The following is a 22,839-nucleotide window of genomic DNA, read 5'->3' on the forward strand; positions in this document are numbered from 1 at the left end:
TTGGGGAAGCGGTCAGGCCTGGTTTCGGCTGAGATCGACGCCGAGGCCGAGTTCGCTGATCCGGACGGGGAGATCAGTCTCCAGGGATTGGTTTCCTGCGATGCCGACAGAGACCGAGCGAAGTCCGTCTATGTAGCCCGACGGACGGCCCAGCGGGTCGATGCCGGGGCCGTTGAAGAGATCCGAGAGCAGCAGGTTGTCGCCGCCGCCGTGGCCGCCTTCACCGTTGATGATGGGCACCTCATAGGCAGCTTCCCAGTGGCGCTGGACCACCAGTCGTTCACCGTTCCGGCGTACGGCGTCGTCCTCCTCGATGGGGGTGGCGCTCGGGTCCACTACGGTCTTCTTATCTGTGCTCGACTCGACGGCGGCACGCTCCACCACTTCGAGTTCGGCGCGGCCCTCGGTGCCGTTGACCGAGACGCGGTAGCCCTCCCAGGGGCTGTGGGCGTTCAGCGAGTAGCTCAGGGTGGGCCCGCCCTGGTAGTCCACCACCAAGGCGAGGTTGTCCTCGATGGTGATGCCTTCGGTGAAGACGTCCTGGTCGCGGCGGTAACCGTCGAATTTTTCATTGTCGTAATACAGGGCCTTCAGGCGCTCGTCCTCGCGCATGTCCAGACGGAACGGATCGTGTTCCAGGCCATCAACTGTGCCGCGCTCCGGGCGGGCTCCCAGGCCACGTTCCGCCGCGTTCTTGTCGCCATAGAAGCGAAGGCCGCCGGAGGCGAACACACGCTCAGGCACGTCATTGATCCACCAGTTGACGAGGTCGAAGTGGTGGGAGGCCTTGTGGATGAGCAGTCCGCCGGAGTTCTTCTTGTCACGGTGCCAACGGCGGAAATAGTCCGCGCCGTGCACAGTGTCCAGCACCCAGCTGAAGTCGATGGAGGTGACCTTGCCGATCACGCCGTTCTGGATGACTTCCTTCAGTGCGCTGTTGCGCGGTGAGTAGCGGTAGTTGAAGGTGACCACTACGTTGCGTCCGGTTTTGGCGACTGCCTCGGTGATGCGGCGGCAACCCTCGACGTCGATGGTCAGCGGCTTTTCAACCACGACGTCGGCACCTGCCTCGAGCGCCTCTACGATGTAGTCCGCGTGGGTGTAGTCGGGCGTCGTGACGATGACCCGCTCGATGTTATTGGAGTGGATAAAGCTGGTGAGTGCGCCCGGCTCGAAGGAAGCAACCGGCTCTGTGCCACCGAGTTCCTTGATGAGCTCGCGGTAGAAATCCACGCGGCCTTGGTTGACGTCGGACAGGGCAATCAGCTGCGCCACGTCCGCGTGCTGTCCGTAGATGGCCCTGATGTACATTTCCGAGCGGCCACCCGTGCCGATCAGGGCAACTCGGGTCCGCTGAGTGCCTCCGGTCCGGGTTGTCGCGTCCGCTGGCGCGGTGCGGGTCTCGGCTGAGTCGACGTTGACCATGAGTGTGCCCCTTTCAAAAGGCAGGAGTGAACCGCTTGACGGCCCGGATACGTGTGGAAGAATATGTGAGAAAGCGTTTTCTCAGAGGGTTATAAGCTTTCTATCAAGACTCTGGTGGTCACGTCAACCAGTGCGCCAACGACGCAGCACTCGGCGGACGAACAAAGGGAAGGGGCCACATGGCACGCAGGAACACCAACAGGCGCGTTGGTATTGCCGACGTCGCGGAGAAGGCCGGCGTCTCACACGCAACGGTTTCACGCGTCATGAACGGTAACGCCGCAGTTGATCCCGGTATCGCCGAACGGGTGCGCGCCGCCGCGGCTGAGCTCAAGTACCAACCCAACCCGGTCGGGCGAAGCCTGGCACTGGGAAAGACCGACACCATCGGCATCGTCGTCCCGGATTTGGCCAACCCCACCTTCCAGGCAATCCTTCGGGGACTCAGCATCGCGGCGGCCCAGGACGGGTACCGCGTCCTGATCGCGGATTCCTCGGAAGTCACCAGCGAGGAAGCAATCCTGGCCGGGGAAGCCCGGCGGCGCTGCGACGGCGTCGTGCTCTGCGCACCCCGCATGGGCGATGCCGAGCTCGAGGAACTGGCACCAACCCTGCATCCGCTGGTCCTCATCAACCGCACCACGGTGGCCACCAACACCCCGAGCCTTAGCGTGGACTACGGCCAAGGCATCCAGGAGTTGGCGCAGCACCTCGTGTCCCTCGGCCACCGGCGCCTGGCCTTCCTTTCCGGCCCCGAGCACAGTGCCTCGAACCGGCAACGTCTGGTTGGCCTGGACCAGTTCCGGACGGAGCACCCGGAGATCGAACTGCAGATGCTCCCGGGCGGCTCCAACTTTGATTCAGGGCACGAATGCACCGACGCGATCATTGCCAGCGGCGCCACGGGCATCCTCGCCTTCAACGACCTCGTGGCCATGGGGTTGCTCAGCGGCCTGCACGAGCGGGGAATCCGGGTTCCGGAGGACATTTCCGTGACGGGCTTCGACGACATTCCCTTCGCCAAATACACCACTCCGCCACTGACCACGGCTGCCGTGCCCATCAATGAGCTCGGGAGCCTCGCATGGCGGCGGATGCGGGAGCAGATCCAACAGTCGGACAAAGCCCCCACCCAGGCGCAGGACGAGTTCTCGCCGCGCATGGAAATCCGCAAGAGCACCGCAGCCCCGGCCCTCAAACCCGCCTAGAAGCAACGCGGGGTCACTTATGGCCCTTTCGGAGGGCCTCCATGGGCCATAAGTAACCCCGGGTTGCTCTTGGACCCGGGGTCTGAGCCCAGTCCTGCCTCCGCGTAGAAGCCCTGGATGTGGGCTGCCACAAGTTCGGCTGCCCTGCCGCCGTCGTTGCTGTTCACGGCGGCGAGGATGGCACGGTGTTCGCCCCTCAGCCGTGCGCAAGTCGCGTTCCAGTCAGGCAGGTTTTCCGTCAGCTCGCCCGCGTAGTTCTCGATCGCGCCGCGCAACGAGGCCATCATGGCACTGACCACCGCATTGCCCGCCGCCTCGGCCAAGGCCACATGGAAGCGGGCATCGAGGGCCAGGAAGGTCTCGACGTCCTGCGTTGAATCCATCCGCTCGAGCAGCTCCGCAGCCTCCCCCAGAGCCGGCGCATCCACTGTGGCACGGGCAGCAGCCCAGGATTCCAGCAGGACGCGGGTCTCCACGATATCGGCCACGGGAAGGTGGCGGGTTGCCACATGCAGGCGAAGGGTTGAACCGAGTGCCGACCCAGGCTCGGCGATGACGATGGTCCCGGCATCCTTGCCCGAACCCACGCCGGCCCGGACCACACCCATTGCTTCAAGGATCCGGACCGCCTCCCGCACGGACGTCCGCGATACCTGCAGTTGCTCAGCCATGGTCCGCTCCCCGGGCAGGCGGCCACCCAGGACGAGGTCCCCATCGGAGAGCTGCTTCTCGATCCACTGCAGGACAAGTTCGTGCGTTCGCATACCGGAATACTAGTTGATGTGGTCCAACCACATGGATTACAGTGTGGTTAGACCACACAGCATTCAAGGGAGAACAGCATGACCGACACCCTCGATCCCAAGCTCACGGCAGCGCCCGCCAACGCTGGCAGCGACGAAAACGTGACCCGCCCGCCCCAGCCGCGACCCGCCGTCGTGCAGCCCCCGGCACTGAAGAGGCGCGTTCCCAAAGTTTCCGACCTCGCGCCGCTGATGCAGTTCAAGAAGCCGGAATTCAGCAAAGCGGCCCGGCTCAAGCGCGCCAGCACCATCTGGGAGCTGCGCGACATCGCCAAGCGCCGCACACCAAAAGCGCCGTTCGACTACACAGACGGCGCCGCAGAAGAAGAGATCACACTTCGCCGGGCACGCCAGGCCTTCCAGGACATCGAATTCCGGCCGGGCATCCTGCGGGACGTGTCCAGGATCGACCTCCGCACGGACATTCTCGGCAAGGAATCCCGCCTCCCGTTCGGCATTGCACCCACCGGCTTCACCCGCATGATGCAGTCCGAGGGCGAATACGCCGGCTCGCAGGCCGCCGAAGCCGCCGGGATCCCGTACACGCTGTCCACCATGGGCACCGCCTCCATCGAGGACGTTGCAACGGCCGCCCCCAACGGCCGCAACTGGTTCCAGCTGTACCTGTGGACCGACCGCGACCGCTCGCTGGAATTGATCGAACGCGCCGCAAAGGCCGGCAACGACACCCTCATGGTCACCGTGGACACCGCCGTCGCCGGTGCGCGCCTCCGCGACGTCCGCAACGGCATGACCATCCCGCCGGCGCTTACCGTGAAGACTGTCCTGGATGCCTCCTACCGCCCGGCGTGGTGGTTCAACTTCCTGACTCACGAGCCCCTGACATTCGCTTCCCTGTCGCGTTACACCGGGACCGTGGCCGACCTGATCAACTCCATGTTCGACCCCACCTTGACCTACGAGGACCTGGACTGGCTGCGCGAAACGTGGAAGGGCAAGCTGGTGGTCAAGGGCATCCAGACCGTGGAGGACGCCCGGCGCGTTGTTGACCACGGCGCCGACGGCATCATCCTGTCCAACCATGGTGGCCGCCAGCTGGACCGCGCGCCCATCCCCTTCCATCTGCTGCCCGAGGTCACCGCGGCGCTGAAGGCGGACAACAGCAACGCCGCCGTCATCCTGGACACTGGCATCATGAGCGGCGCGGACATCGTCGCTGCCCTGGCGTTGGGCGCAGACTTTGCCCTGATCGGCCGCGCCTACCTCTACGGATTGATGGCCGGCGGACGCGAGGGCGTAGATCGGACCATCCAGATCCTGGAAAAGGACATGACCCGGACCATGGCGCTCCTGGGCGTCAGCAAGGTCCCGGACCTGACCCCGGACCACGTTCGGCTGCTCCAGCGCTAACCCAAGTAGGGGACAGCTCCTGTCGCTATGACTGCTCATAGCGACAGGAGCTGTCCCCTAGTTGGGTGCCACGGGCGTTAGATCAGACCCTGGGCGAGCATCGCGTCGGCCACCTTCACGAAGCCGCCGATGTTCGCGCCAACAACATAGTTCCCCGGCGCACCGTATTCTTCCGCCGTCTCGGCACAGCGATCGTGGATGCCCACCATGATCTCGGTGAGCCGCTGCTCGGTGTGCTCAAAGGACCAGGAATCGCGGCTGGCGTTCTGCTGCATTTCAAGCGCGGATGTCGCAACACCACCGGCATTGGCGGCCTTGCCCGGTCCAAACAGGATGCCGGCCTCCTGGAAGACGGACACCGCCGAACGGGTCGACGGCATGTTCGCGCCTTCTGCCACCGCGATCAGCCCGTTGCTGACCAGCTTGGCGGCAGCCTCGCCGTCGAGCTCGTTTTGCGTGGCGCAGGGCAGTGCAACCGTCCCGTTCACGTCCCAGACGGAGCCACCGGCAACGTGGCTGGCACCGGCGCGGCGGGCGGCGTATTCGGTGAGGCGGCCGCGCTCCACTTCCTTGATCTGGCTCAGAAGTTCGACGTCGATCCCCGCCTCGTCCACGACGTAACCGGCGGAGTCGGAACAGGCCACCACCGTGGCGCCGAGGGACTGGGCCTTGGCAATCGCATGGATGGCTACGTTGCCTGAGCCGGAGACCACAACGCGCTGCCCATCGAAGGAGGCACCCCGCGTCTTGAGCATCTCCTGCGCGAAGATCACCGTGCCATACCCTGTAGCCTCCGGACGGACCAGCGAACCGCCCCAGGAAATTCCCTTGCCGGTCAGGACGCCGGACTCATAGCGGTTGGTGATGCGCTTGTACTGGCCGAAAAGGTAGCCGATCTCCCGGCCACCCACTCCGATGTCACCGGCGGGAACGTCGGTGTACTCGCCGATGTGGCGGTACAGCTCGGTCATGAAGGACTGGCAGAACCGCATGATCTCGGCATCCGAGCGGCCACGCGGGTCAAAGTCGGATCCACCCTTGCCGCCGCCGATGGGCATGCCGGTCAACGCGTTCTTGAAGATCTGCTCGAAGCCCAGGAACTTCACGATTCCCAGATACACGGAAGGATGGAAGCGCAGTCCTCCCTTGTACGGGCCGAGCGCTGAGTTGAATTCCACCCGGAAGCCGCGGTTCACGTGCACGCGTCCAGCGTCGTCGGTCCACGGGACGCGGAAGATGATTTGGCGCTCGGGTTCGCACAGTCGCTCCAGGACGGCACCTTCAAGGAACTCCGGATGACGATCGTGGACCGGCCCAAGGCTTTCAAAGACCTCGGTCACGGCCTGGTGGAATTCTTTCTCCCCCGGGTTCCGCGCCAGAACGGTGTCGCGGACGGTCTCGAGCCTTGAATCCATGGGTCTTCCTATCCTCGGTGGGCCGCCCAGCGGCGGGACAATCAGTCCCGCCCATGGTTGCACCGAAGGACGTAGGATCTCCACCCGAGGACATTGTGACCCGGGCTACGGAGTTAACACAACCGTAGAAAATCAGCGGTATCTCAAGGAACGGGAGGTTAACAAAAACTCACAATGTGACAATCGTCACGTTAAATACAGCTTACCGCTTACGCCCGAACTTGGGCAGATTGGGCAGGTTGGGAAGGTTCGCCAACAGATCGGCAGCCTTGGTGGCCGCGCGGCCTACGGTGCGACCGATCTGCTGCGGAACGGTATCGTCCGACGCCGGATCAAGCACGACGGCGGTGTCACCGGCATGAACTTTCGCAGCCTGGTTGATGGCTTCGGGAAGCGTTGGCGATTCAGCGGCGGGTTCCGCAGCCGGGGACGGCACTGCCGGTGCGACGGCGGCGGGAGCGGCCGGGCCGACGTCGAACGTTTCAAGCCAATTGGCGACGCCGGCGAGCGGCTTAGGATTGAGCGCATAGAAACGCTTTTGGCCCTGCGCACGCATGCTGACGAGGTCGGCCTCGCGGAGCACCTTCAGATGCTTGGAGATGGTGGGTTGGCTCGCAGCCAGTTCTTCCACCAGTTCGCCTACTGCTTTATCCCCAGAGCGGAGGGAGACCAGGATGTCGCGCCTGGTTGCCTCAGCTATGACGGCAAATACGTCGTCAGTCACCATGCCTTACACCCTAGCGACATATACGCCACTTGGCATCCCTTGTTTCCTTGTGCATTCCTCCGGGCCTAGTCGAACCAAGGGTCCAGGCCGTACAGCGGGAAAATCTCCTTGCGCGTCGCGATGACCGTCCGGTCCACTTCGTCCGCGGGATCGTAGCCAACTTCCCAGGAGCGCCACCAGACGTCGACGTCGTCGCCCATTTTTTCGGGAGCCCACACCCCGTACGTTTCCTTGACGTAGGTCCGCCATGCTTCCGGCACAGGAAGGCTCAACGCCACGGGACGCTGGGTCACCATGCCGATCAGGTGGCTCCACGCCCGGGGCACCACACCCGTGACGTCGTACCCTCCACCACCAGTGGCGATCCAGCGGTTGTCGCAGTACCGGGCGGCCAGGCTGGCGACGGCGGAGGCGGCCTCGCGCTGCCCGTCCACGCTCAGGTTGAGGTGCGTCAGGGGATCGTCGCGGTGCGAGTCGCAACCGTGCTGGCTGACGATCACTTCAGGCTGGAAGGCGCCAACCAGCTGGGGCACCACCGCATGGAAGGCGCGCAACCAGGCGGCGTCACCCGTAAACGTGGGAAGCGCGACGTTCACAGCGGTCCCCGGCGCGTCAGGACCACCGGTTTCATTGGCAAAACCCGTCCCGGGGAACAGGGTGAGGCCGGTTTCGTGGAGGCTGATGGTCATGACCCGGGGATCGTTCCAGAAAATGCCCTGCGTCCCGTCACCGTGATGGGCGTCGACGTCGATGCTCACCACGCGCTGCACACCGCCGTCGAGCAGTCTTTGGATAGCCATCGCGACGTCGTTGTAGACGCAGAAACCGCTCGCCCGGTCACGTGCGGCGTGGTGCATGCCGCCGCTGAAATTGACCGCACGCACCGCCCGGCCGGACAGGACGGTGTCCGCCGCCAGCAGGGAACCGCCGGCCAGCCTGGCGCTGGCCTCGTGCATCCCCGCGAACGCAGGATCGTCCTCGGTCCCCAGCCCGCGGTCTTCCTCCGGGCGGCTTGGGTCTTCGCTGACCCGCCGGACCGCCTCAACGTACTCGCGACTGTGGACGGTAAAAAGTTCGACGTCGGTTGCCAGGGTGGGTGCATCCACCGCCACATGCTGGTGGTCGAAAAGGCCCAAAGACCGGGCAAGGCGGGCAGTCAGTTCAAGCCTCTGCGGCGCCATGGGATGGCCCGGACCGAAATTGTAGGCAGTCATGGCTGGATCCCACACCACCGTCGTTGGCAGTGCGGAGCGCGTAATGCTGGAAGCAGTTGTTCCAAGCGTGGAGTTCATCCAGAACAGGCTACCTGAGGCTGGAACAGCCCAACGCCCCGGTTACGCGCGCGAATAGTGGTTTACTACTCAGGAAAGCTTGTTTCAACCAAGGAAGAGCGCCATGTCCCACAGCCAGTCGCGGTCCACCAGCCCGACCAACTGGCAACCCAACCAGCAGGAGCGGGAAGGTCTCTGGATCTTCACCCGTGTGCGCGACTTCATCGACAACATTGCCAACACCTCACCAGCGCGTTTGGCGTTGACCGTGTTTGCTGTGGTCATCCTGTTCTTCACTGGATTGCTTTCCCTGCCGGCAGCGTCAGCGGAAGGGACTGTGACGCCGCTGCACCAGGCGATGTTCACGGCCGTATCGAGTGTCTGCGTCACCGGCCTGACCGTGGTCTCCACGGCAACCCACTGGACGTTCTTCGGTCAGCTCGTGATCCTGGTGGGCATTTTCGTTGGAGGCTTGGGCACCCTGACCCTCGCTTCGCTCCTGGCACTCATGGTCAGCAAGCGCCTGGGCGTACGCGGCAAGCTCATTGCCCAGGAAGCCATGAACAACGCAGGCCGCCTCGGTGAAGTCGGTACGTTGCTCCGGATCGTCATCACGACGTCCGTGGTCATCGAAGGAGCCCTCGCGCTGGCGCTGATTCCGCGCTTCATCGTGCTGGGCGAAGATTTCTGGCAGGCAGTATGGCACGGCGTCTTCTACTCCATCTCGGCCTTTAACAACGCCGGATTCACGCCACACTCAGATGGCATCGTTCCCTACGAAACGGACCTCTGGATCCTGGTGCCCCTCATGCTCGGGGTCTTCCTCGGCAGCCTGGGCTTCCCCGTGGTGATGGTCCTCCAGCAGAACGGGCTCAACTGGAAAAAGTGGAACCTCCACACCAAGCTCACCATCCAGGTTTCCTTCATCCTGCTGGCAGCCGGTACCGTCCTGTGGGCCCTGATGGAATGGGACAACGTGCGGACCATCGCCAACATGAACCTTGGCGATAAGATCATCCATTCGCTCTTCGCCTCCGTCATGACGCGTTCGGGCGGCTTCAACCTGGTGGACCAGAACCACATGGAATCCACCACCATGCTGCTCACCGATGCCCTCATGTTTGCCGGCGGCGGATCTGCTTCCACAGCAGGCGGCATCAAGGTGACCACCATCGCCGTCATGTTCCTGGCCATCATGGCCGAAGCCCGCGGTGACGCCGATGTGAAGGTGTACGGACGCACCATTCCCCAGGGCACGATGCGTGTGGCCATCTCAGTGATCGTCGCCGGCGCCACGTTGGTGTCTGTTGCAGCGTTCCTGTTGCTCTCCATCAGCGGAGCCTCGCTGGACCGGGTGCTCTTCGAGTCCATTTCCGCCTTTGCCACCGTGGGACTGAGCACGAACCTCAGCGCCGAGTTGCCGCCGTCGGGCGTTTATGTCCTGACAGCGCTGATGTTCGCCGGACGCGTCGGCACCGTAACCCTTGCAGCCGGGCTGGCACTGCGCCAGCGCAGCCAGCTGTTCCACTACCCGGAAGAGAGGCCAATCATTGGCTAGTACCACGGGGGCCGCCAACCGCCCCGCACACAACGCCCCGGTGTTGGTCATCGGCCTGGGCCGGTTCGGCTCCGCAACAGCCGAGCAATTGGTCAAGCAGGGCCGTGAAGTCCTGGCCATCGAGCGCGACCGCACCCTGGTCCAGAAGTGGGCTCCGGTGCTGACCCACGTCGTTGAGGCCGATGCCACCAACATCGATGCCCTCCGCCAGCTTGGCGCTCAGGAGTTCAGTTCCGCCGTCGTCGGTGTCGGCACGTCCATTGAGTCCTCCGTGCTCATCACCGTGAACCTGGTGGATCTTGGCATCCAGCACCTCTGGGTCAAGGCGATCACCCCGTCGCACGGCAAGATCCTCACCAGGATCGGCGCCAACCACGTGATCTACCCTGAGGCCGATGCTGGTGTCCGTGCCGCCCACCTCGTCTCCGGGCGCATGCTGGACTTCATCGAGTTCGACGACGACTACGCGATCGTCAAGATGTACCCGCCCAAGGAGACCGTTGGCTTCACGCTGGAAGAATCCAAGGTCCGCTCCAAGTACGGCGTGACCATTGTGGGCGTGAAGACCCCTGGCGAGGACTTCACCTATGCCCGGCCGGAAACCAAAGTGTCCGGCCACGACATGTTGATCGTCTCCGGACACGTGGACCTGTTGGAGCGTTTCGCCGCACGCCCCTGACCCCTCTGGAGTTTTTGTACAGCTAACGCCCTTAAGACACGCTTTTAGGGGCGTTAGCTGTACAAAAACTAGCCGAGTTGCTTGGTGATTTCGGCTGCGCGGGCGGCTGCGGCCCTGGCGCCGTCGGCAATGATCCCGGGGATCCCGCCGTCGTCGAACGCAGCGATGGCTCGTTCGGTAGTGCCGTTGGGGCTGGTGACCGCTACGCGAAGGGCATGCGGGTCCGCGCCCGGTTCGGCCAGCATGAAGCCAGCGCCCGCCACTGTTTCACGTGCCAGCATGACGGACAGTTCTTCGTCCAGACCAAGCTTCACGCCCGCTGCCGCCATGGCCTCGGCGAGGTAGAACGCGTAGGCCGGGCCCGAACCGCTAATGGCAGACAACGCGTCCACCTGCTCTTCGGGGATCTCCACTACCTTGCCGGCACCTGCCAGCGCCTTTTTGGCACTCTCCAGCTGTTCCGGAGTGCAATGCGTCCCGGGCGAAACAGATACGACGCCGCGGCCGAGCCGGGCGGGTGTGTTCGGCATGGTGCGGATCACCGGCTGGCCTTCCGGCAGTGCCGCTTCCAGCTGCGCGATGGAGACGGCCGCCGCAACGCTCACCACGATGGTGTCCTTCGCCAAGGCAGGGCTGATCTCCCGGGCCAGTTCCAGGATGCCCACCGGCTTGACGCCCAGAATGACCATGCTGGAGCCCTTGGTGGCCAACTTGTTGTTGTCGGGCTCTTCCTCACCGGCGATCGCCGTCACGCCGTGGCGCTGGGCGAGTTCTTCGGCACGCTCCGCCCTGCGGACCGTCGCGACGATGTCCGAGGGGTCCGTGCCCGCTGCGAGCAGGCCCCCCATGATGGCCTCGTTCATGGATCCACAGCCAAGGAATGCGATTCGGTTGCTCATGGCTCCATCATTGCAGTTGAGCTCGGACGGGGTCGAATGGGTTCCGGATTCACAGCTTGTTCCCAAGGTTATTGCAGGCAGCACTCATGCTCGGTCCGTAACTTAGTAGTTACCTCATTGAGGGTGCGAGTGATGAGGCGGGCATGGGGATGTCCGCCAGCAGCACCGGTGGCCGGACGGGTTTTCCCCCATTTCCCGATTCGGCCGCCGGTGCTTTCGCATTTAAGCGGCCCTTTCGCTTGCTGCCGCGCGCTTGCTGCCACCGGACGCGGCCGTGCCCGCGCGCCCCGCCGTTGAACAACGGGGCACGCGCTCCCGGGAGTTACTGGTCCGTGCTGCGAACCAGGGGAACCGTGAGGTGTTGCCGTGCGAAGCGCAGGGTCTCGGCCAGCATTTCCTCACGCTCCCCCGCTACTTTTGCCTTGCGCGTTGAAATCTCAGCCACCACGACGCCGTCAAACCCCGAGGCCGCCAGGTGCTGCAAAGCATCGGCGCACTGCTGGGTTCCGGTACCGGGAACCAGATGCTCATCTTTGCCCGAACCGGAACCGTCGGTCAGATGGACGTGGCGGAGCTTGCTGCCCAGGGCCTTGATGGCTTCCAAACTGTTGGCCCCGGCAGTGGCGGCGTGCGAGAAGTCCCACGTGACGTCGTCGTAATCCTGGCCCAACGGGTCCCAGTGCGGCAGGTAAGCAACCGCTTCCCGTCCCCGCACGCGCCACGGGTACATGTTCTCCACCGCAATGCGGACCTTGTACATGGTGGCGATTTCACGCACACCCTCAACGAAGTTCTCCGCATAGTTGGACTGCCAGCGGAAAGGAGGGTGGACCACCACAGTGTCGCAGCCCACCTCGGTGGCCATCTGGCAGGACCGCTCGATCTTGTTCCACGCAGTCCCCCACACCTGCTGGGTCAACAGCAAAGTCGGGGCGTGGATCGACACGATCTCCTGGTTGTAGCGGTGGCTGAGCTGGATCAGGGCCGCAGGGTCCTGGCTCACGGCATTGTTGGTCACCATCACCTCAACGCCCTCGTAACCCAGGTCCTGGGCCACAGCGAAGGCGTCATGGACGCTCAGGGGATAAACGGAGGCGCTGGAAAGCGCCACGGGGATCTGGCGGTCATTCACTTCAGGTTCGACGTCGTTGCTCATCTCAGGAGGCCAGCCCGCCTGCCGCGGGGGCTGGTATGGGGGAAGGGGCAGGGGTATTTACCGGGACCGGAAACTCTTTCACATCCGGCTGGGATTCATCACTATCTGGGGTTGGGCCGCTCTCCTTGGCAGCTTTCTTCTTGGACTTGTCCTTCTTCTTCCTCTTTCCCACATGGGGAGCGGGATCCAACGCCTCTTCGAAGACCAGCTGATCCAGTCTCCGCAGGATCAGCCCTTCCCGGAGGGCCCATGGACAGATCTCCATGGTGGGGAATTCGAACAGTTCAAGCGCCGCTTCGGCAACCAGCGCACCTGCAAGCAACTGCCGCGCCCGTGCCTCCGAAACACCAGGCAAGTACAGCCTGTCCTCGACTGTCATGGCCGAAATGCGCTGCGCCCACAAGCCGAGGTCGGCCCCATGAAGCTCGCGCTTGACGTAGGGACCGGCCGCGCTGGGGGCCGCGCCGGCAATACGGGCCAGTGAGCGGAAGGTCTTGGACGTTCCCGCTACAAGGTTTGCGCGGCCGAGGTCGTGGAAATTGCGGACCACGGGCTTCAAGGTGCTCCGGATGTAGCGGCGGAGTTCCTTGACGCTCTTGGCCGTGGGAGGGTCGTCATGGAGCCAGTCCCGCGTCAGGCGGCTGGCCCCAAGCGGGACCGAGGTGGCAAATTCAGGGAGTTCATCGGTCCCGTACGCCATTTCGAAGGAGCCGCCTCCGATGTCCAGGTCCAGGATCGGGCCGGCACCCCAGCCATACCAACGCCGGACGGCGAAGAAGGTCATGGATGCTTCTTCGCTGCCGGTGAGTTCCTGGAGAGTCACAGTGGTCTCGTGCTTGACCCTTGCCAGGACCTCCGGGCCGTTTGTTGCCTCGCGGATGGCGGACGTACAGAAGGCGAGGAGATCCTCTGCCTTGTGGCTGGCGGCGAACTCCCAGGCCTCCAGGACAAATTCGATGAGCTCATGCTGTCCGGCGTCGCTGATATTGCCGTCACCGTCGAGGTACTGCACCAGGGAAAGCGGGCGCTTGTGCGAAGCGAAAGCTACCGGGCGCGCGCCAGGGTGGGCATCCACCAGGAGCAGGTGGACGGTGTTGGACCCGATGTCGAGAACGCCAAGACGCATTCTGCCATTATTCACCGATTCGAAGTCCGGTAAGCAACTTGGCGGTGACGTTTCGCCGCCGGGACTGAACCCTGTTGGCCGCCGTGGTCCTATTCCGCCTGGTCCACCTCGTCAGCACGCTTGAAGTCGCGCCGGATATTGGCGATGCCCTCGGGGTCGATTTCGAAGCCGAATTCGCTGCCCGGGTTGATGACCATGCCGAGCTCGTCTCCGATATTGCCCAGGATCGCTGAACCCATGGTGCCCAGGACATGCGGTGCGGCTTCAAGGAAGCGCTCGTCGACACGGCTGGGGTGGCTGAAGACAGCCAATACGGGCTGACCGTCAGCGTTCGAGAGCACCAACGGTTCGACCGAGGAGTCCGGACCATCCACAGCTTCGGAGCTGACCAGGTAAACCTCGTTGTTCAGGAACGCGAGGATGACATCCACGGGGTTCGCATCCGGCTGGTCGGCCAGGGCGAGCTTCGCCTCGAGGTCGTTCAAGGGCTGGTTGTCCGGTGAAACCGTCTGTTCAGTCATGGTTCTACTCGACCACGATGCCGGCCGGGACGCAATTCGCGAATGCTTCCCGGCCGGCCACTGGACTACTTCCTGGCTGCTGCCTTCTTGGCAGGCGCCTTGCGGGTGGTGGTCCGCTTGACCGGTCCCTTGGCCCGCTTTTCGGCCAAAAGTTCGACGGCGCGTTCCCGGGTCAGTTCCTCAAGCGAGGTTGAGCGCGGGACAGTAATGTTCGTGACGCCGTCAGTGATGTAGGGCCCGAACCGGCCTTCCTTCACCACGATGTTCTTCTCCGAAACAGGGTCCGGTCCGAACTCGGCCAGGGGCGGCACTGCCGCGCGCGCCCCACGCTGCTTCGGCTGCGAGTAGATCTCCAACGCCTGGTCCAGGGTGATCGTGAAGATTTCCTCTTCGGATCCGATGGAGCGGGAGTCCGTACCCTTCTTCAAGTACGGGCCAAAGCGGCCGTTCTGGACAGTGATGGGGTTGCCGTCGGCGTCCTCGCCCAGCACCCGCGGAAGGCTCATGAGCTGAAGGGCCTCATCGAGGGTCACGCTGTCCACCGTCATGGACTTGAACAAGGAACCCGTACGGGGCTTGGCCTTGACCGGCTTCTTGGGAGGCTTGGGCTTGCCGTTCTTGTAGTACTCCACCGGCTGGTTGGCCAGTTGCTCTTCGGTCATCTCCGGGATGATCTCGGTGACGTACGCGCCGTAACGGCCGTTCTTGGCCACCACCGTGTGACCGGTGTGGGGGTCCGTTCCCAGAACACGTTCCTCGGGAGCGGCCGTCTCCATCAGCTCTTTGGCTTTTTCCGCCGTGAGTTCGTCGGGAGCAAGCTCTTCCGGGACGTTGGCACGGGCGGACTCAACCACCTCGCCTGTCTTCTCATCCACGGTGGGGATGGAGCTTTCCAGGTACGGCCCAAACTTGCCCACGCGCAGGGTGATGCCCTCTGCAATGGGAACCGAGTTGATCTCCCGCGCGTCGATCTCACCGAGGTTGTTGACGATGCTGAGCAGGCCCGGATCGGCGTCCTCACCGTAGTAGAAGTGCTTGAGCCACTCGGTCCCTGCAGCCTGGCCGTTGGCGATCTTGTCCAGGTCGCCTTCCATGTCGGCCGTGAATTCGTAGTCCACGTAGTCCGTGAAGTGCTGCTCCAGCAAGCGGATCACCGAGAACGCGATCCAGCTGGGAACCAGCGCCGAGCCCTGCTTCCGGACATAACCGCGGTCCTGGATGGTGGAAATCGTGGACGCGTACGTGGACGGACGGCCGATCCCGCGTTTTTCCAGCTCGGCCGTGAGGGAAGCTTCGGTGTAACGCGGGGGCGGAGACGTTTCGTGTCCAACAGCCACGATGTCTGTGGCCGTCAGGGAATCATCCTTGGCGACGTTCGGCAGGCGGCGGGCTTCATCAGAATCATCGTCGCCGCGGCTTTCGTCCTTGCCCTCTTCGTAGGCGGCCAGGAAGCCGGGGAAGGTGATGACAGTACCGGAGGCAGAGAACTCTGCGTCACGTCCATCCGCTGCTACTGCACCCAGGCGGATCGTCGCAGTGGAACCCTTGGCATCAGCCATCTGCGAGGCAACCGTGCGCTTCCAGATGAGCTCGTAAAGGCGGAACTCGTCACCGCTGAGCTGCTTGGCAACCTGGGCAGGCGTACGGAAGGAGTCACCGGCGGGACGGATGGCCTCGTGTGCTTCCTGGGCGTTGGCCGCCTTGTTCGCATAGACGCGCGGGCTTTGGGGCACGTATTCGGGGCCGTACAGTTCGGCAGCCTGCCGGCGGGACGCGGTCAGTGCTTCATCGCTCAGCGCCGAGGAGTCCGTACGCATATAGGTGATGTAGCCGTTTTCGTACAGGCGCTGCGCAATCTGCATGGTGCTCTTGGAGGAGAACCGGAGCTTACGGCCGGCTTCCTGCTGCAGCGTCGAGGTGGTGAACGGAGCTGCCGGCCTGCGGGTGTACGGCTTGGTATCGACCGAGCGGACACGGAAATCAGCGTTTTCCAGCCCTGCGGCCAAGGACGTGGCGAGTTCCTCGTCGAGGTGGACCACGTTGGAGGACGTCAATTGGCCGTTGTCGTTGAAGTCGCGGCCGCTGGCAACCTTTGCGCCGTCAACCGCGGCAAGCTTGGCCTTGAACGAGCCCGATCCCGCACCGAACTGACCGGTCAGGTCCCAGTAGGAAGCCGCCCGGAATGCCATGCGCTCGCGTTCACGGTCCACCACCATACGGGTCACCACGGACTGCACACGACCAGCCGAGAGGCCACGGGCAACCTTGCGCCACAGGACCGGGGAGATCTCATAACCATAGAGGCGGTCAAGAATACGACGCGTCTCCTGGGCATCAACGAGCGCACCGTCGACATCACGCAGGTTATCCATGGCCCTGTGGATCGCTTCCTTGGTGATTTCACCAAAGGTCATGCGGTAAACGGGAACCTTGGGCTTCAGGACCTCCAGGAGGTGCCACGCGATGGCTTCGCCCTCGCGGTCCCCATCGGTTGCGAGATAGAGGGCGTCAGCATCTTTAAGCTGTGCCTTGAGTTCGGCAACCTTTTTCTTCTTGTCCGGGGAAACGACGTAGTACGGCTTGAAGTCGTTTTCGATATCGACGGCGAACTTGCCCAGCGAGGTCTTCTTCAGTTCTGCAGGGAGGTCGGAGGGCTGCGGAAGGTCACGGATGTGGCCGATGGAAGCCTCGACGATGAAGCCCTCGCCAAGGTACTTGGCGATGGTCTTGCTCTTGGCCGGAGACTCCACGATCACGAGTTTCTTGCCGGTTTTTGCCTTGCTGGGCACGGTGCTCCTACAGAAAAAATGTGTAATTGGGCTGCTGCCCATATTGGCCTAGTTCACCATAGTTTGCAGAATCCTGCGCTTGGGCCGGAAAACCAGGCGGTCCTTCGGGGACCTCGGATGGCGCTACTGCCCCGGCGCCACGCGGTCGTCCGGGATCATCGACCACAACGTTGCCATTCGTACTGCGCCCTCGGGAATCCGGGTGGGATCCTCGAGTTCGTACTCGCGCACGACCTCCCGGATTCTGTCCGCAAGCTCTTTCCTTTGCGGGTTGGTCAAGTACAGCAGATTACTGGAGAGGACCACGGCTGCCGGTTCCTCCGCCGTCTCCCCCCTTTGCCGGCGCTCACCCCTGGCCTTGGCAAACGCCGAGGCACGGCGCCGGAAGGCATCGAGTTCGAGGTCCACCACTGCGATCTCGGGGCTGGCAACGCTGCCGCCTGAGATGGTGAAGTCCGTGCCTGCCGCTTTCCAGCGCCTTTCGCGGGCGTCTCCGGAGTTCTCCGCCGGGGCCACGATGCCCCACTTCTGGAGTGCCCGGAGGTGGTAGCTCATGGCGCTTGGGGTGAGGCCCGTCCTTGCGGCGAGTTCGGTGGCCGTGTGGCTGACCTGCGTGGCGTAGAGCTCTGAGATGACCTCAATACGGGCAGCATGCGCCAGGGCGCGGATGGCCTTGGGGTCGGTGATCTCAACGGTCTTCTCTACCCGCTTCCGCCGCGGAAGGTCGCCTGACGTTAAGGATGTCTGGTTGTTCGCAATCACTTCATCAGTGTAGTCAGCGTCACTAACAGGAGGGCCGGTCTTCGACGAACGACTCATGTTCACTCGTTTAGCCCCTCCGCGTGGGGAAGCAAAAAACCATCCAGGACAAGGTTGGTCACTTCGTTGACGAGCCCCTCACGGAAGGAGTCCTCGTCGAAGGACTCATCACCGCCCAGGAGAGCCACCAACGCGGAAACAATTTGGCGGACGGACAGTTGTCCATCGCACGCCGAGACGAAGCCTGCCAGTTCAGTACTCAACAGATTGGTTCTCCGCAGGCCGGCTCCCTGTCGCAGGAGAATGACTCCGGGGTGCACCGCTCCGGGACGCTGGTGGCGTTCTTCGGTAACGTCCTCCGCCACTACCAGATGTGCTTCCTGGATGGAGTTGGCAGCCGCCCAGTCGGCCCGCTCTACCGCGGCGCCAAGGTGTGGACCGACCGGCTGTTCGATGGGGTAGGTGATTTCCTCGAACCGGCTGATAACTGCTTTGTGCCCAGGTGCGGGGCGGCGAAGCCAGATCATGCCGAAGCCGATGCCCTCGACATCCCTGGAGGCAAAGTCGTTGAGGTAGGCGGCGTAGGCGTCTTTGTAGTGTTCGCCGTCACGGTTCTGCGAGGCGTCCTGCAACCAGGTTTCCGCATACTGTTCAGGACCAACCTGCTCCCGCTGGATGAACCAGGCATCCAGGCCGGAGTCTTTCAGCCAGGCCTGGGGACGGTCCTTCCAGTCAGTTCCTGCAGCAACCTCCCAGTTGCCCAGCATCTGCGCTGTCCCACCGGGTTCAAGAACCGAGGCGAGGGACTGCACGAGGGATGCCACGATCTCGTCACCGGGCAGTCCGCCGTCCCGGTACGTGAACTGGTCAGCGGAGGATTCCCCACCCGTCCGGGGCGTGATCACGAACGGCGGGTTGGACACCACCAGGCCGAAAGATTCCCCGGTCACTGGCTCCAGCAAGGAGCCCAGCTTCAGGCTCACGCGGCGTTCAAGGTTGTTCGGGTCCAGGTCCAGCTCCGCTGCGTTGAGCAACAGGTTGAAGCGGGTGAATGCCAGCGCCCGCTCGGAGAGGTCAGTCGCGGTGACATGCTCGCAGTGGTGCAGGAGGTGGAAGGTCTGGATTCCGCAGCCGGTTCCCAGGTCCAGCGCCCGTCCGGTGTGTTGCCGGACGGTGGTCTGGACGAGCGTTGTGGACGCACGTCCGATCCCCAGGACGTGATCGTGCCTCAGGACCCCTGGTTGCTGATGGGCAGCGAGATCACTGGCCACCCATAGTTCCGCGCCACCACTGCCGTCGGCATTGGCGTCCCAGCCATAAGGGCGAAGGTCCACTTTGGCGCGGACCAGCCCGGAATCGAGGACTACAAGCCCCAGAGCATCAAGGCCACGGGAACCCGTTCCGGGAAGTGCGGCATCGACATCGGGGACGGTCTGCGGAACCGCCAGCAGCCACAACCGGACGATGGTCGACAGGGAGCGGACGGCGGGGTCTTCAGATACCGCCAGCCGTTCACTGGCCAACAGCGCAGGTACCAGCTGGTCCCGGGACAACGCTTCCGAGGCCGACTCCCCCAGGAATTCCGCCACTCCATCCACGGTGTAGGAGATCGCACGAAGATCGGCGGCGAGGGCCAGGAGGAGCTCCGGCCGGTCACTGCGGGGAGCATCGTCAATGGAGCCGGCGGTAAACAAGGAAGCTGTGTCAGTCACCTTGCCAGTGTAGGGGCGGCGCGCCTGCCCCGCGGGTTCCTTGGCCGCGCTATGTGGACAAACGGGGCCTCCCTGACCCGGTAGCGTTGGATTCATGCTCAACTTCTCCTCCACAGGGCGCGCTGCCGGCCTTGTAGCCATTTCCGCGGCGGCCCTTCTCGGGGTCTCGGCTTGCCAGGCTCCGGTCAACATCCAGGACGCCGACGTTCCCATGTGGAAAGGCAAAGTGCTCCCCGCGGCCAGCACCGCCGTGCTGGAGGATTCGGGCAAAATCCTCAACAGGGATCCGCTGGTCAAGGAGTCCGCCAACGTCCCTGCCGGAAACTACACGCTGACCATGGCGTGCGACGGCGGCGGCAAGGCCTACTTTGCGGTCTCTTCGGCCGGAAAGAAGATTACCGACGCCGCCGCAGCCTGCAATGCAAGCCTGGACGTCGTCAAAATCAAGGTGCCTGCGACGGGCCCACTGAGCATCTCGACCAGTAGCGTGGACGCGCCGCTGATCTTCGCCTACCACCTGGTGCCCGCGACGAGCTAGAACGTTGCCGGCACTGCCCAACCCGGCCTTCAGCCCGGGCCCGCAGCGGCGTAAAGTCAGCTCATGGGCAGCAAAGCAGCTCCCTCCGTAACGGTACAGCGGCTGGCGAGGACCGCCGTCGTACTCTTGATGCTCTGCGGAAGCGTGGCTGCTTGCGAATATACCTATGAGGACGGTGGTCGCGGTGAGCCCAGCGCCACCTCGACCGCGGCGAACGTGGTCCTTCCACCGGACCCTGCACTCCAGGAAACCGTCTCCGGACAGGCCTTGGATGAGTGGGCCGCCGCGTCCTTGCCTGAATCCCAGGGGCAGTCGTTTTATTCAAGCAGCGGCTATCTGTCCGCCGGCGAGTCAAAGACCCAGCAAACAGTGGTGCTGCCCGGTGGCACCTACGCGGTGACCTTGGCCTGCCGTGGCACGCGCCGGGTGAAGTTCGCGGTGAAACTGGAAGAGGCCGAACTCATCGACCTCACGCTCGGATGCGCCAACGCACGGGTCAGCGTAGTCCAGCTGGATAAGGACGCAGTGCTTTCCATCACCGTGGGTGCCGGCGCGGACGCCAACTATGCCTACCGAGTGAGCAGGCTTTGAAACTGGTATCAGGCAGCTTGGCAGCCACCCGGGCACCGGAGGGTCTCCGGGCTTGAGGCGCATTCGGCGCAGTAGAGGGTCAGCGTACGGCAGCTCGGATTGGAGCAGTTTTCGAATTTACTGGTTGGCGCAGTGCACCTCACGCATTCGCCGATGGTCTTGGCTTCGTCGCTGAATTCAACATGCATGCGCTTGTCGAACACGTAAAGGGAGCCCTCCCAGAGGCCCTGGTCCTTGAAGGTCTCTCCGTACCGGACAATGCCGCCGTCCAGCTGGTAGACCTCTTTGAAACCGCGGTTGACCATCAAGCTGGAGAGCACTTCACAACGGATTCCGCCCGTGCAGTACGTGACCACGGGCTTGTCCTTGAGGTCGTCGTATTTGCCCGAATCGAGTTCCTTGATGAAGTCATGGGTGGTGTCCACGTCGGGAACGATGGCGTCCTTGAACTTGCCGATCTGTGCCTCGAACGCGTTGCGGCCATCGAAGAACACGATGTCTTCGCCGTTGGACTTCTTGGCATCGACCAGGGCGTGGAGTTCCTCGGGCTGGAGGTGTTTGCCGCCGCCCACCACACCATTCGCGTCAACCTTCAACTCGCCAGGCGCGCCGAAGGACACTATCTCGTCGCGGACCTTGACGCTGAGCCGCGGGAAATCGTCTGCTCCGCCTTCGGACCATTTGAAGTCGATGCCGTGGAACCCCTTGTACTCCCTGGTGGTCTTCACGTATTGCTTCATGTTGTTCAGCTCGCCGCCCACGGTGGCGTTGATGCCGTCCTTGGAAATGAGGATCCTGCCTTTGAGGCCAAGCTTTTCGCAGAGGGCACGCTGCCATAGACGCACTGCGTCGGGGTCGGCGATCGGGGTAAAGCCATAGAAGAGCACAATTCGGTTCAGAACAGGCTTGTGAAGGAACGTGCAAGTACATGTCTTGTCTTTCAGGGTCTTTCCGATCTAACTCGTTTTGGTGTTGCAAGCACTTGCAACAATACTGGTGGTTTTGTCCGCGTGATTTAGGCCCGTGATCATTGTGTCCCGTTTCCGACCCGTTACGCCGATTCCTGCTGGAACAACTCAAGGACGGAACCGGAGTCGATGGGCAGGCGTGAGGGTTCGATGTAGTGGCGCCGGGTCATCGTGTCCGACTTGTGCCCAAGCTGCTGCGCGGCCTGCGCGGAACCGGACTGCCCGTCGATCAAGGTGGCGACGGTCTTGCGTAAGGTCTTGGGCGTCATCCATTCGAACTCGGTGCCGGCGAACGCTTTCTGAAACGCCGTTGCGATGTTCCGCGGCGACCGGTACCCACCGCCCCGCTCAGCGGGGAACACCATGACCGCGTCAGGGTGCTCGGCACGGCGCCTCCGCAGCATCTCCACCACAAACCCAGGCAGGCGCAGGTCGCGCACATCCCGTTCCTTGGTGGGTGTCCTCAGCAGGCCCTCGCCGGGGACCATGACAATCTGCTTGTGGATCTTCACCCACGGCAGTTCGTCGTCCAAGTGCACGTCCTCCCACGCTAGACCGGGAGCTTCGGCGGGGCGGCAACCTGTCCCGATGAGGAAGTCAATGATGTCAAGGGTGGCGCGCGACCTGTTCTGCCCTCCCAGACGCCGCACATCGCCGCCTGCGCGCTCCAAACGCTGCTCAAGGGTGAACGGTGCGAACACGTCTGACGCGAGCTCACGCATGCGCACAAGCTCGTCCAGGCTGAGCGCCCGGATTGGTTTCTGCTCAAGCTTCGGAGGCCTCGTGTATGAGACCGGGTTGGACGGGACCGCGTCCCACCGTGCGGCGGCGGCGAACATCCCTGACAGGACGGACCGGACCATGAGCGCAGTGCCGGCCCCGTTCGACAAGGTCACGCCCGAGATGAACTTTGAGATGCGTTGCGGGCTCGCTTCCCGGAGCCGGAGTTTCCCGAGCTTGGGTTTGATGTGGTTGTCCATGGAGCGCCGGTTGTTGTAGATCGTGTTGGGCGCGAGGTCTTCGGCTTGCTTCTCGGCTAGGTACCGGTCGGCGAGTTCCGCGATGGTGGACTCTGACGTGATGTCGTCCTCACCGCCCCGGCGGGCGCGTTCCTTGAACTTCTCCCGGAGTGCTGCGGCGGCTGCGCTTTTGGATGTGCCTACGGCTTTCACGCGGCGCGTCTCGCCGTCCGTGTCGCGGTATCGGGCCATTGCGACGTGTTTCGCTCCGTCGCGGCTGTAACCGATGGTGCCGTATTCGCCGATGCCTAGTTGTGGTCGTGGCATTAAAACCCCCTCTTATACACCAGTCTACAGGAACGTG

Annotated in this window: 21 protein-coding genes; 7 read left to right on the forward strand and 14 right to left on the reverse strand. The window is 63.3% G+C overall.

Going from position 1 to position 22,839, the window contains the following annotated elements:
* Positions 1–12 precede the first annotated feature (12 nt).
* Complete coding sequence (locus N5P29_RS16510; protein ID WP_262275893.1) at positions 13–1,425, reverse strand: Gfo/Idh/MocA family protein; 1,413 nt, start codon at positions 1,423–1,425, stop codon at positions 13–15.
* Positions 1,426–1,604: 179 nt separating this feature from the next.
* On the opposite strand from N5P29_RS16510, the gene N5P29_RS16515 reads away from it, so the two are divergent.
* Positions 1,605–2,633 (forward strand): LacI family DNA-binding transcriptional regulator, encoded by a 1,029-nt coding sequence (locus N5P29_RS16515; RefSeq protein ID WP_262275894.1) that lies wholly within the window; start codon positions 1,605–1,607, stop codon positions 2,631–2,633.
* Between the two features lie 17 nt (positions 2,634–2,650).
* On the opposite strand, the gene N5P29_RS16520 is transcribed toward N5P29_RS16515, so the two are convergent.
* Positions 2,651–3,397 (reverse strand): FadR/GntR family transcriptional regulator, encoded by a 747-nt coding sequence (locus N5P29_RS16520; RefSeq protein ID WP_262275895.1) that lies wholly within the window; start codon positions 3,395–3,397, stop codon positions 2,651–2,653.
* 78 nt (positions 3,398–3,475) lie between these two features.
* Here N5P29_RS16520 and N5P29_RS16525 point away from each other — a divergent pair, with 78 nt between their 5' ends.
* Positions 3,476–4,807: an alpha-hydroxy acid oxidase gene (locus N5P29_RS16525; RefSeq protein ID WP_315973361.1), complete on the forward strand. Its 1,332-nt coding sequence runs from the start codon at positions 3,476–3,478 to the stop codon at positions 4,805–4,807.
* Positions 4,808–4,884: 77 nt separating this feature from the next.
* On the opposite strand, the gene gdhA is transcribed toward N5P29_RS16525, so the two are convergent.
* The 3 genes from gdhA to N5P29_RS16540 all read right to left on the reverse strand — a co-directional run bounded on the left by gdhA (position 4,885) and on the right by N5P29_RS16540 (position 8,163).
* Positions 4,885–6,222, reverse strand: coding sequence for an NADP-specific glutamate dehydrogenase (gdhA, locus tag N5P29_RS16530; RefSeq protein ID WP_262275896.1), 1,338 nt, complete (start codon positions 6,220–6,222; stop codon positions 4,885–4,887).
* A 202-nt stretch (positions 6,223–6,424) separates the two neighbouring features.
* On the reverse strand, positions 6,425–6,949 hold the full coding sequence (locus N5P29_RS16535; protein ID WP_262275897.1) for an ArsR/SmtB family transcription factor: 525 nt from the start codon (positions 6,947–6,949) through the stop codon (positions 6,425–6,427).
* 65 nt (positions 6,950–7,014) lie between these two features.
* Positions 7,015–8,163 carry an acetoin utilization protein AcuC gene (locus tag N5P29_RS16540; protein WP_262275898.1) on the reverse strand — a complete coding sequence of 383 codons (1,149 nt, stop codon included), beginning with the start codon at positions 8,161–8,163 and terminating at the stop codon, positions 7,015–7,017.
* On the opposite strand from N5P29_RS16540, the gene N5P29_RS16545 reads away from it, so the two are divergent.
* The 3 genes from N5P29_RS16545 to N5P29_RS16555 are packed head-to-tail and all read left to right on the forward strand — an operon-like array spanning position 8,162 to position 10,457.
* Positions 8,162–8,299 (forward strand): hypothetical protein, encoded by a 138-nt coding sequence (locus N5P29_RS16545; RefSeq protein WP_260842307.1) that lies wholly within the window; start codon positions 8,162–8,164, stop codon positions 8,297–8,299. The genes N5P29_RS16540 and N5P29_RS16545 overlap by 2 nt on opposite strands.
* Positions 8,300–8,344: 45 nt before the next feature.
* Complete coding sequence (locus N5P29_RS16550; RefSeq protein WP_262275899.1) at positions 8,345–9,778, forward strand: TrkH family potassium uptake protein; 1,434 nt, start codon at positions 8,345–8,347, stop codon at positions 9,776–9,778.
* Positions 9,779–9,818: 40 nt separating this feature from the next.
* Entirely contained in the window at positions 9,819–10,457 is a 639-nt protein-coding gene (locus N5P29_RS16555) for a potassium channel family protein (protein WP_011775951.1), read from the forward strand.
* A gap of 68 nt (positions 10,458–10,525) precedes the next feature.
* Here N5P29_RS16555 and proC read toward each other — a convergent pair whose 3' ends face one another.
* The 7 genes from proC to N5P29_RS16590 form a co-directional block, all read right to left on the reverse strand.
* Positions 10,526–11,356 (reverse strand): pyrroline-5-carboxylate reductase, encoded by an 831-nt coding sequence (gene proC, locus N5P29_RS16560; RefSeq protein WP_262275900.1) that lies wholly within the window; start codon positions 11,354–11,356, stop codon positions 10,526–10,528.
* A gap of 322 nt (positions 11,357–11,678) precedes the next feature.
* Positions 11,679–12,512, reverse strand: coding sequence for a sugar phosphate isomerase/epimerase family protein (locus N5P29_RS16565; protein WP_144659130.1), 834 nt, complete (start codon positions 12,510–12,512; stop codon positions 11,679–11,681).
* Position 12,513: 1 nt separating this feature from the next.
* Positions 12,514–13,638, reverse strand: a complete 1,125-nt coding sequence (locus tag N5P29_RS16570; protein WP_262275901.1) for a Ppx/GppA phosphatase family protein — start codon at positions 13,636–13,638, stop codon at positions 12,514–12,516.
* A gap of 89 nt (positions 13,639–13,727) precedes the next feature.
* Positions 13,728–14,159, reverse strand: a complete 432-nt coding sequence (locus N5P29_RS16575; RefSeq protein ID WP_262275902.1) for an SseB family protein — start codon at positions 14,157–14,159, stop codon at positions 13,728–13,730.
* A gap of 65 nt (positions 14,160–14,224) precedes the next feature.
* Complete coding sequence (gene topA, locus N5P29_RS16580) at positions 14,225–16,948, reverse strand: type I DNA topoisomerase (RefSeq protein WP_262275903.1); 2,724 nt, start codon at positions 16,946–16,948, stop codon at positions 14,225–14,227.
* Between the two features lie 123 nt (positions 16,949–17,071).
* The gene (locus N5P29_RS16585) at positions 17,072–17,767 is read right to left on the reverse strand and encodes a helix-turn-helix domain-containing protein (protein WP_315973362.1); all 696 of its coding nucleotides are present in this window, start codon (positions 17,765–17,767) and stop codon (positions 17,072–17,074) included.
* Between the two features lie 2 nt (positions 17,768–17,769).
* Positions 17,770–19,419 carry a DUF7059 domain-containing protein gene (locus N5P29_RS16590; RefSeq protein WP_262275905.1) on the reverse strand — a complete coding sequence of 550 codons (1,650 nt, stop codon included), beginning with the start codon at positions 19,417–19,419 and terminating at the stop codon, positions 17,770–17,772.
* A 94-nt stretch (positions 19,420–19,513) separates the two neighbouring features.
* Between N5P29_RS16590 and N5P29_RS16595 the strand changes: the two genes are divergently transcribed.
* Together N5P29_RS16595 and N5P29_RS16600 are read left to right on the forward strand one after the other, a co-directional pair.
* On the forward strand, positions 19,514–19,957 hold the full coding sequence (locus N5P29_RS16595) for a DUF6023 family protein (protein WP_262275906.1): 444 nt from the start codon (positions 19,514–19,516) through the stop codon (positions 19,955–19,957).
* A gap of 63 nt (positions 19,958–20,020) precedes the next feature.
* A complete protein-coding gene (locus N5P29_RS16600) occupies positions 20,021–20,548 on the forward strand; it encodes a DUF6023 family protein (protein WP_262275907.1) in 528 nt (175 codons plus the stop codon).
* A gap of 8 nt (positions 20,549–20,556) precedes the next feature.
* On the opposite strand, the gene N5P29_RS16605 is transcribed toward N5P29_RS16600, so the two are convergent.
* Both N5P29_RS16605 and N5P29_RS16610 read right to left on the reverse strand, forming a co-directional pair.
* Positions 20,557–21,447: an oxygen-dependent tRNA uridine(34) hydroxylase TrhO gene (locus N5P29_RS16605; RefSeq protein WP_262278607.1), complete on the reverse strand. Its 891-nt coding sequence runs from the start codon at positions 21,445–21,447 to the stop codon at positions 20,557–20,559.
* A gap of 152 nt (positions 21,448–21,599) precedes the next feature.
* Positions 21,600–22,802, reverse strand: a complete 1,203-nt coding sequence (locus N5P29_RS16610) for a tyrosine-type recombinase/integrase (RefSeq protein WP_262275908.1) — start codon at positions 22,800–22,802, stop codon at positions 21,600–21,602.
* Positions 22,803–22,839 lie beyond the last annotated feature (37 nt).

The organism is Paenarthrobacter sp. JL.01a (genome assembly GCF_025452095.1).
GTDB lineage: Bacteria > Actinomycetota > Actinomycetes > Actinomycetales > Micrococcaceae > Arthrobacter.

What these genes read in the sequence shown, in the direction of transcription:
- N5P29_RS16510 (WP_262275893.1), bottom strand. Translation starts at nt 1,425, where the DNA reads ATGGTCAACGTCGACTCAGCCGAGACCCGCACCGCGCCAGCGGACGCG.
- N5P29_RS16515 (WP_262275894.1), top strand. Translation starts at nt 1,605, where the DNA reads ATGGCACGCAGGAACACCAACAGGCGCGTTGGTATTGCCGACGTCGCG.
- N5P29_RS16520 (WP_262275895.1), bottom strand. Translation starts at nt 3,397, where the DNA reads ATGCGAACGCACGAACTTGTCCTGCAGTGGATCGAGAAGCAGCTCTCC.
- N5P29_RS16525 (WP_315973361.1), top strand. Translation starts at nt 3,476, where the DNA reads ATGACCGACACCCTCGATCCCAAGCTCACGGCAGCGCCCGCCAACGCT.
- gdhA (WP_262275896.1), bottom strand. Translation starts at nt 6,222, where the DNA reads ATGGATTCAAGGCTCGAGACCGTCCGCGACACCGTTCTGGCGCGGAAC.
- N5P29_RS16535 (WP_262275897.1), bottom strand. Translation starts at nt 6,949, where the DNA reads ATGGTGACTGACGACGTATTTGCCGTCATAGCTGAGGCAACCAGGCGC.
- N5P29_RS16545 (WP_260842307.1), top strand. Translation starts at nt 8,162, where the DNA reads ATGGCTGGATCCCACACCACCGTCGTTGGCAGTGCGGAGCGCGTAATG.
- N5P29_RS16540 (WP_262275898.1), bottom strand. Translation starts at nt 8,163, where the DNA reads ATGACTGCCTACAATTTCGGTCCGGGCCATCCCATGGCGCCGCAGAGG.
- N5P29_RS16550 (WP_262275899.1), top strand. Translation starts at nt 8,345, where the DNA reads ATGTCCCACAGCCAGTCGCGGTCCACCAGCCCGACCAACTGGCAACCC.
- proC (WP_262275900.1), bottom strand. Translation starts at nt 11,356, where the DNA reads ATGAGCAACCGAATCGCATTCCTTGGCTGTGGATCCATGAACGAGGCC.
- N5P29_RS16565 (WP_144659130.1), bottom strand. Translation starts at nt 12,512, where the DNA reads ATGAGCAACGACGTCGAACCTGAAGTGAATGACCGCCAGATCCCCGTG.
- N5P29_RS16570 (WP_262275901.1), bottom strand. Translation starts at nt 13,638, where the DNA reads ATGCGTCTTGGCGTTCTCGACATCGGGTCCAACACCGTCCACCTGCTC.
- N5P29_RS16575 (WP_262275902.1), bottom strand. Translation starts at nt 14,159, where the DNA reads ATGACTGAACAGACGGTTTCACCGGACAACCAGCCCTTGAACGACCTC.
- N5P29_RS16585 (WP_315973362.1), bottom strand. Translation starts at nt 17,767, where the DNA reads ATGAGTCGTTCGTCGAAGACCGGCCCTCCTGTTAGTGACGCTGACTAC.
- N5P29_RS16595 (WP_262275906.1), top strand. Translation starts at nt 19,514, where the DNA reads ATGCTCAACTTCTCCTCCACAGGGCGCGCTGCCGGCCTTGTAGCCATT.
- N5P29_RS16600 (WP_262275907.1), top strand. Translation starts at nt 20,021, where the DNA reads ATGGGCAGCAAAGCAGCTCCCTCCGTAACGGTACAGCGGCTGGCGAGG.
- N5P29_RS16610 (WP_262275908.1), bottom strand. Translation starts at nt 22,802, where the DNA reads ATGCCACGACCACAACTAGGCATCGGCGAATACGGCACCATCGGTTAC.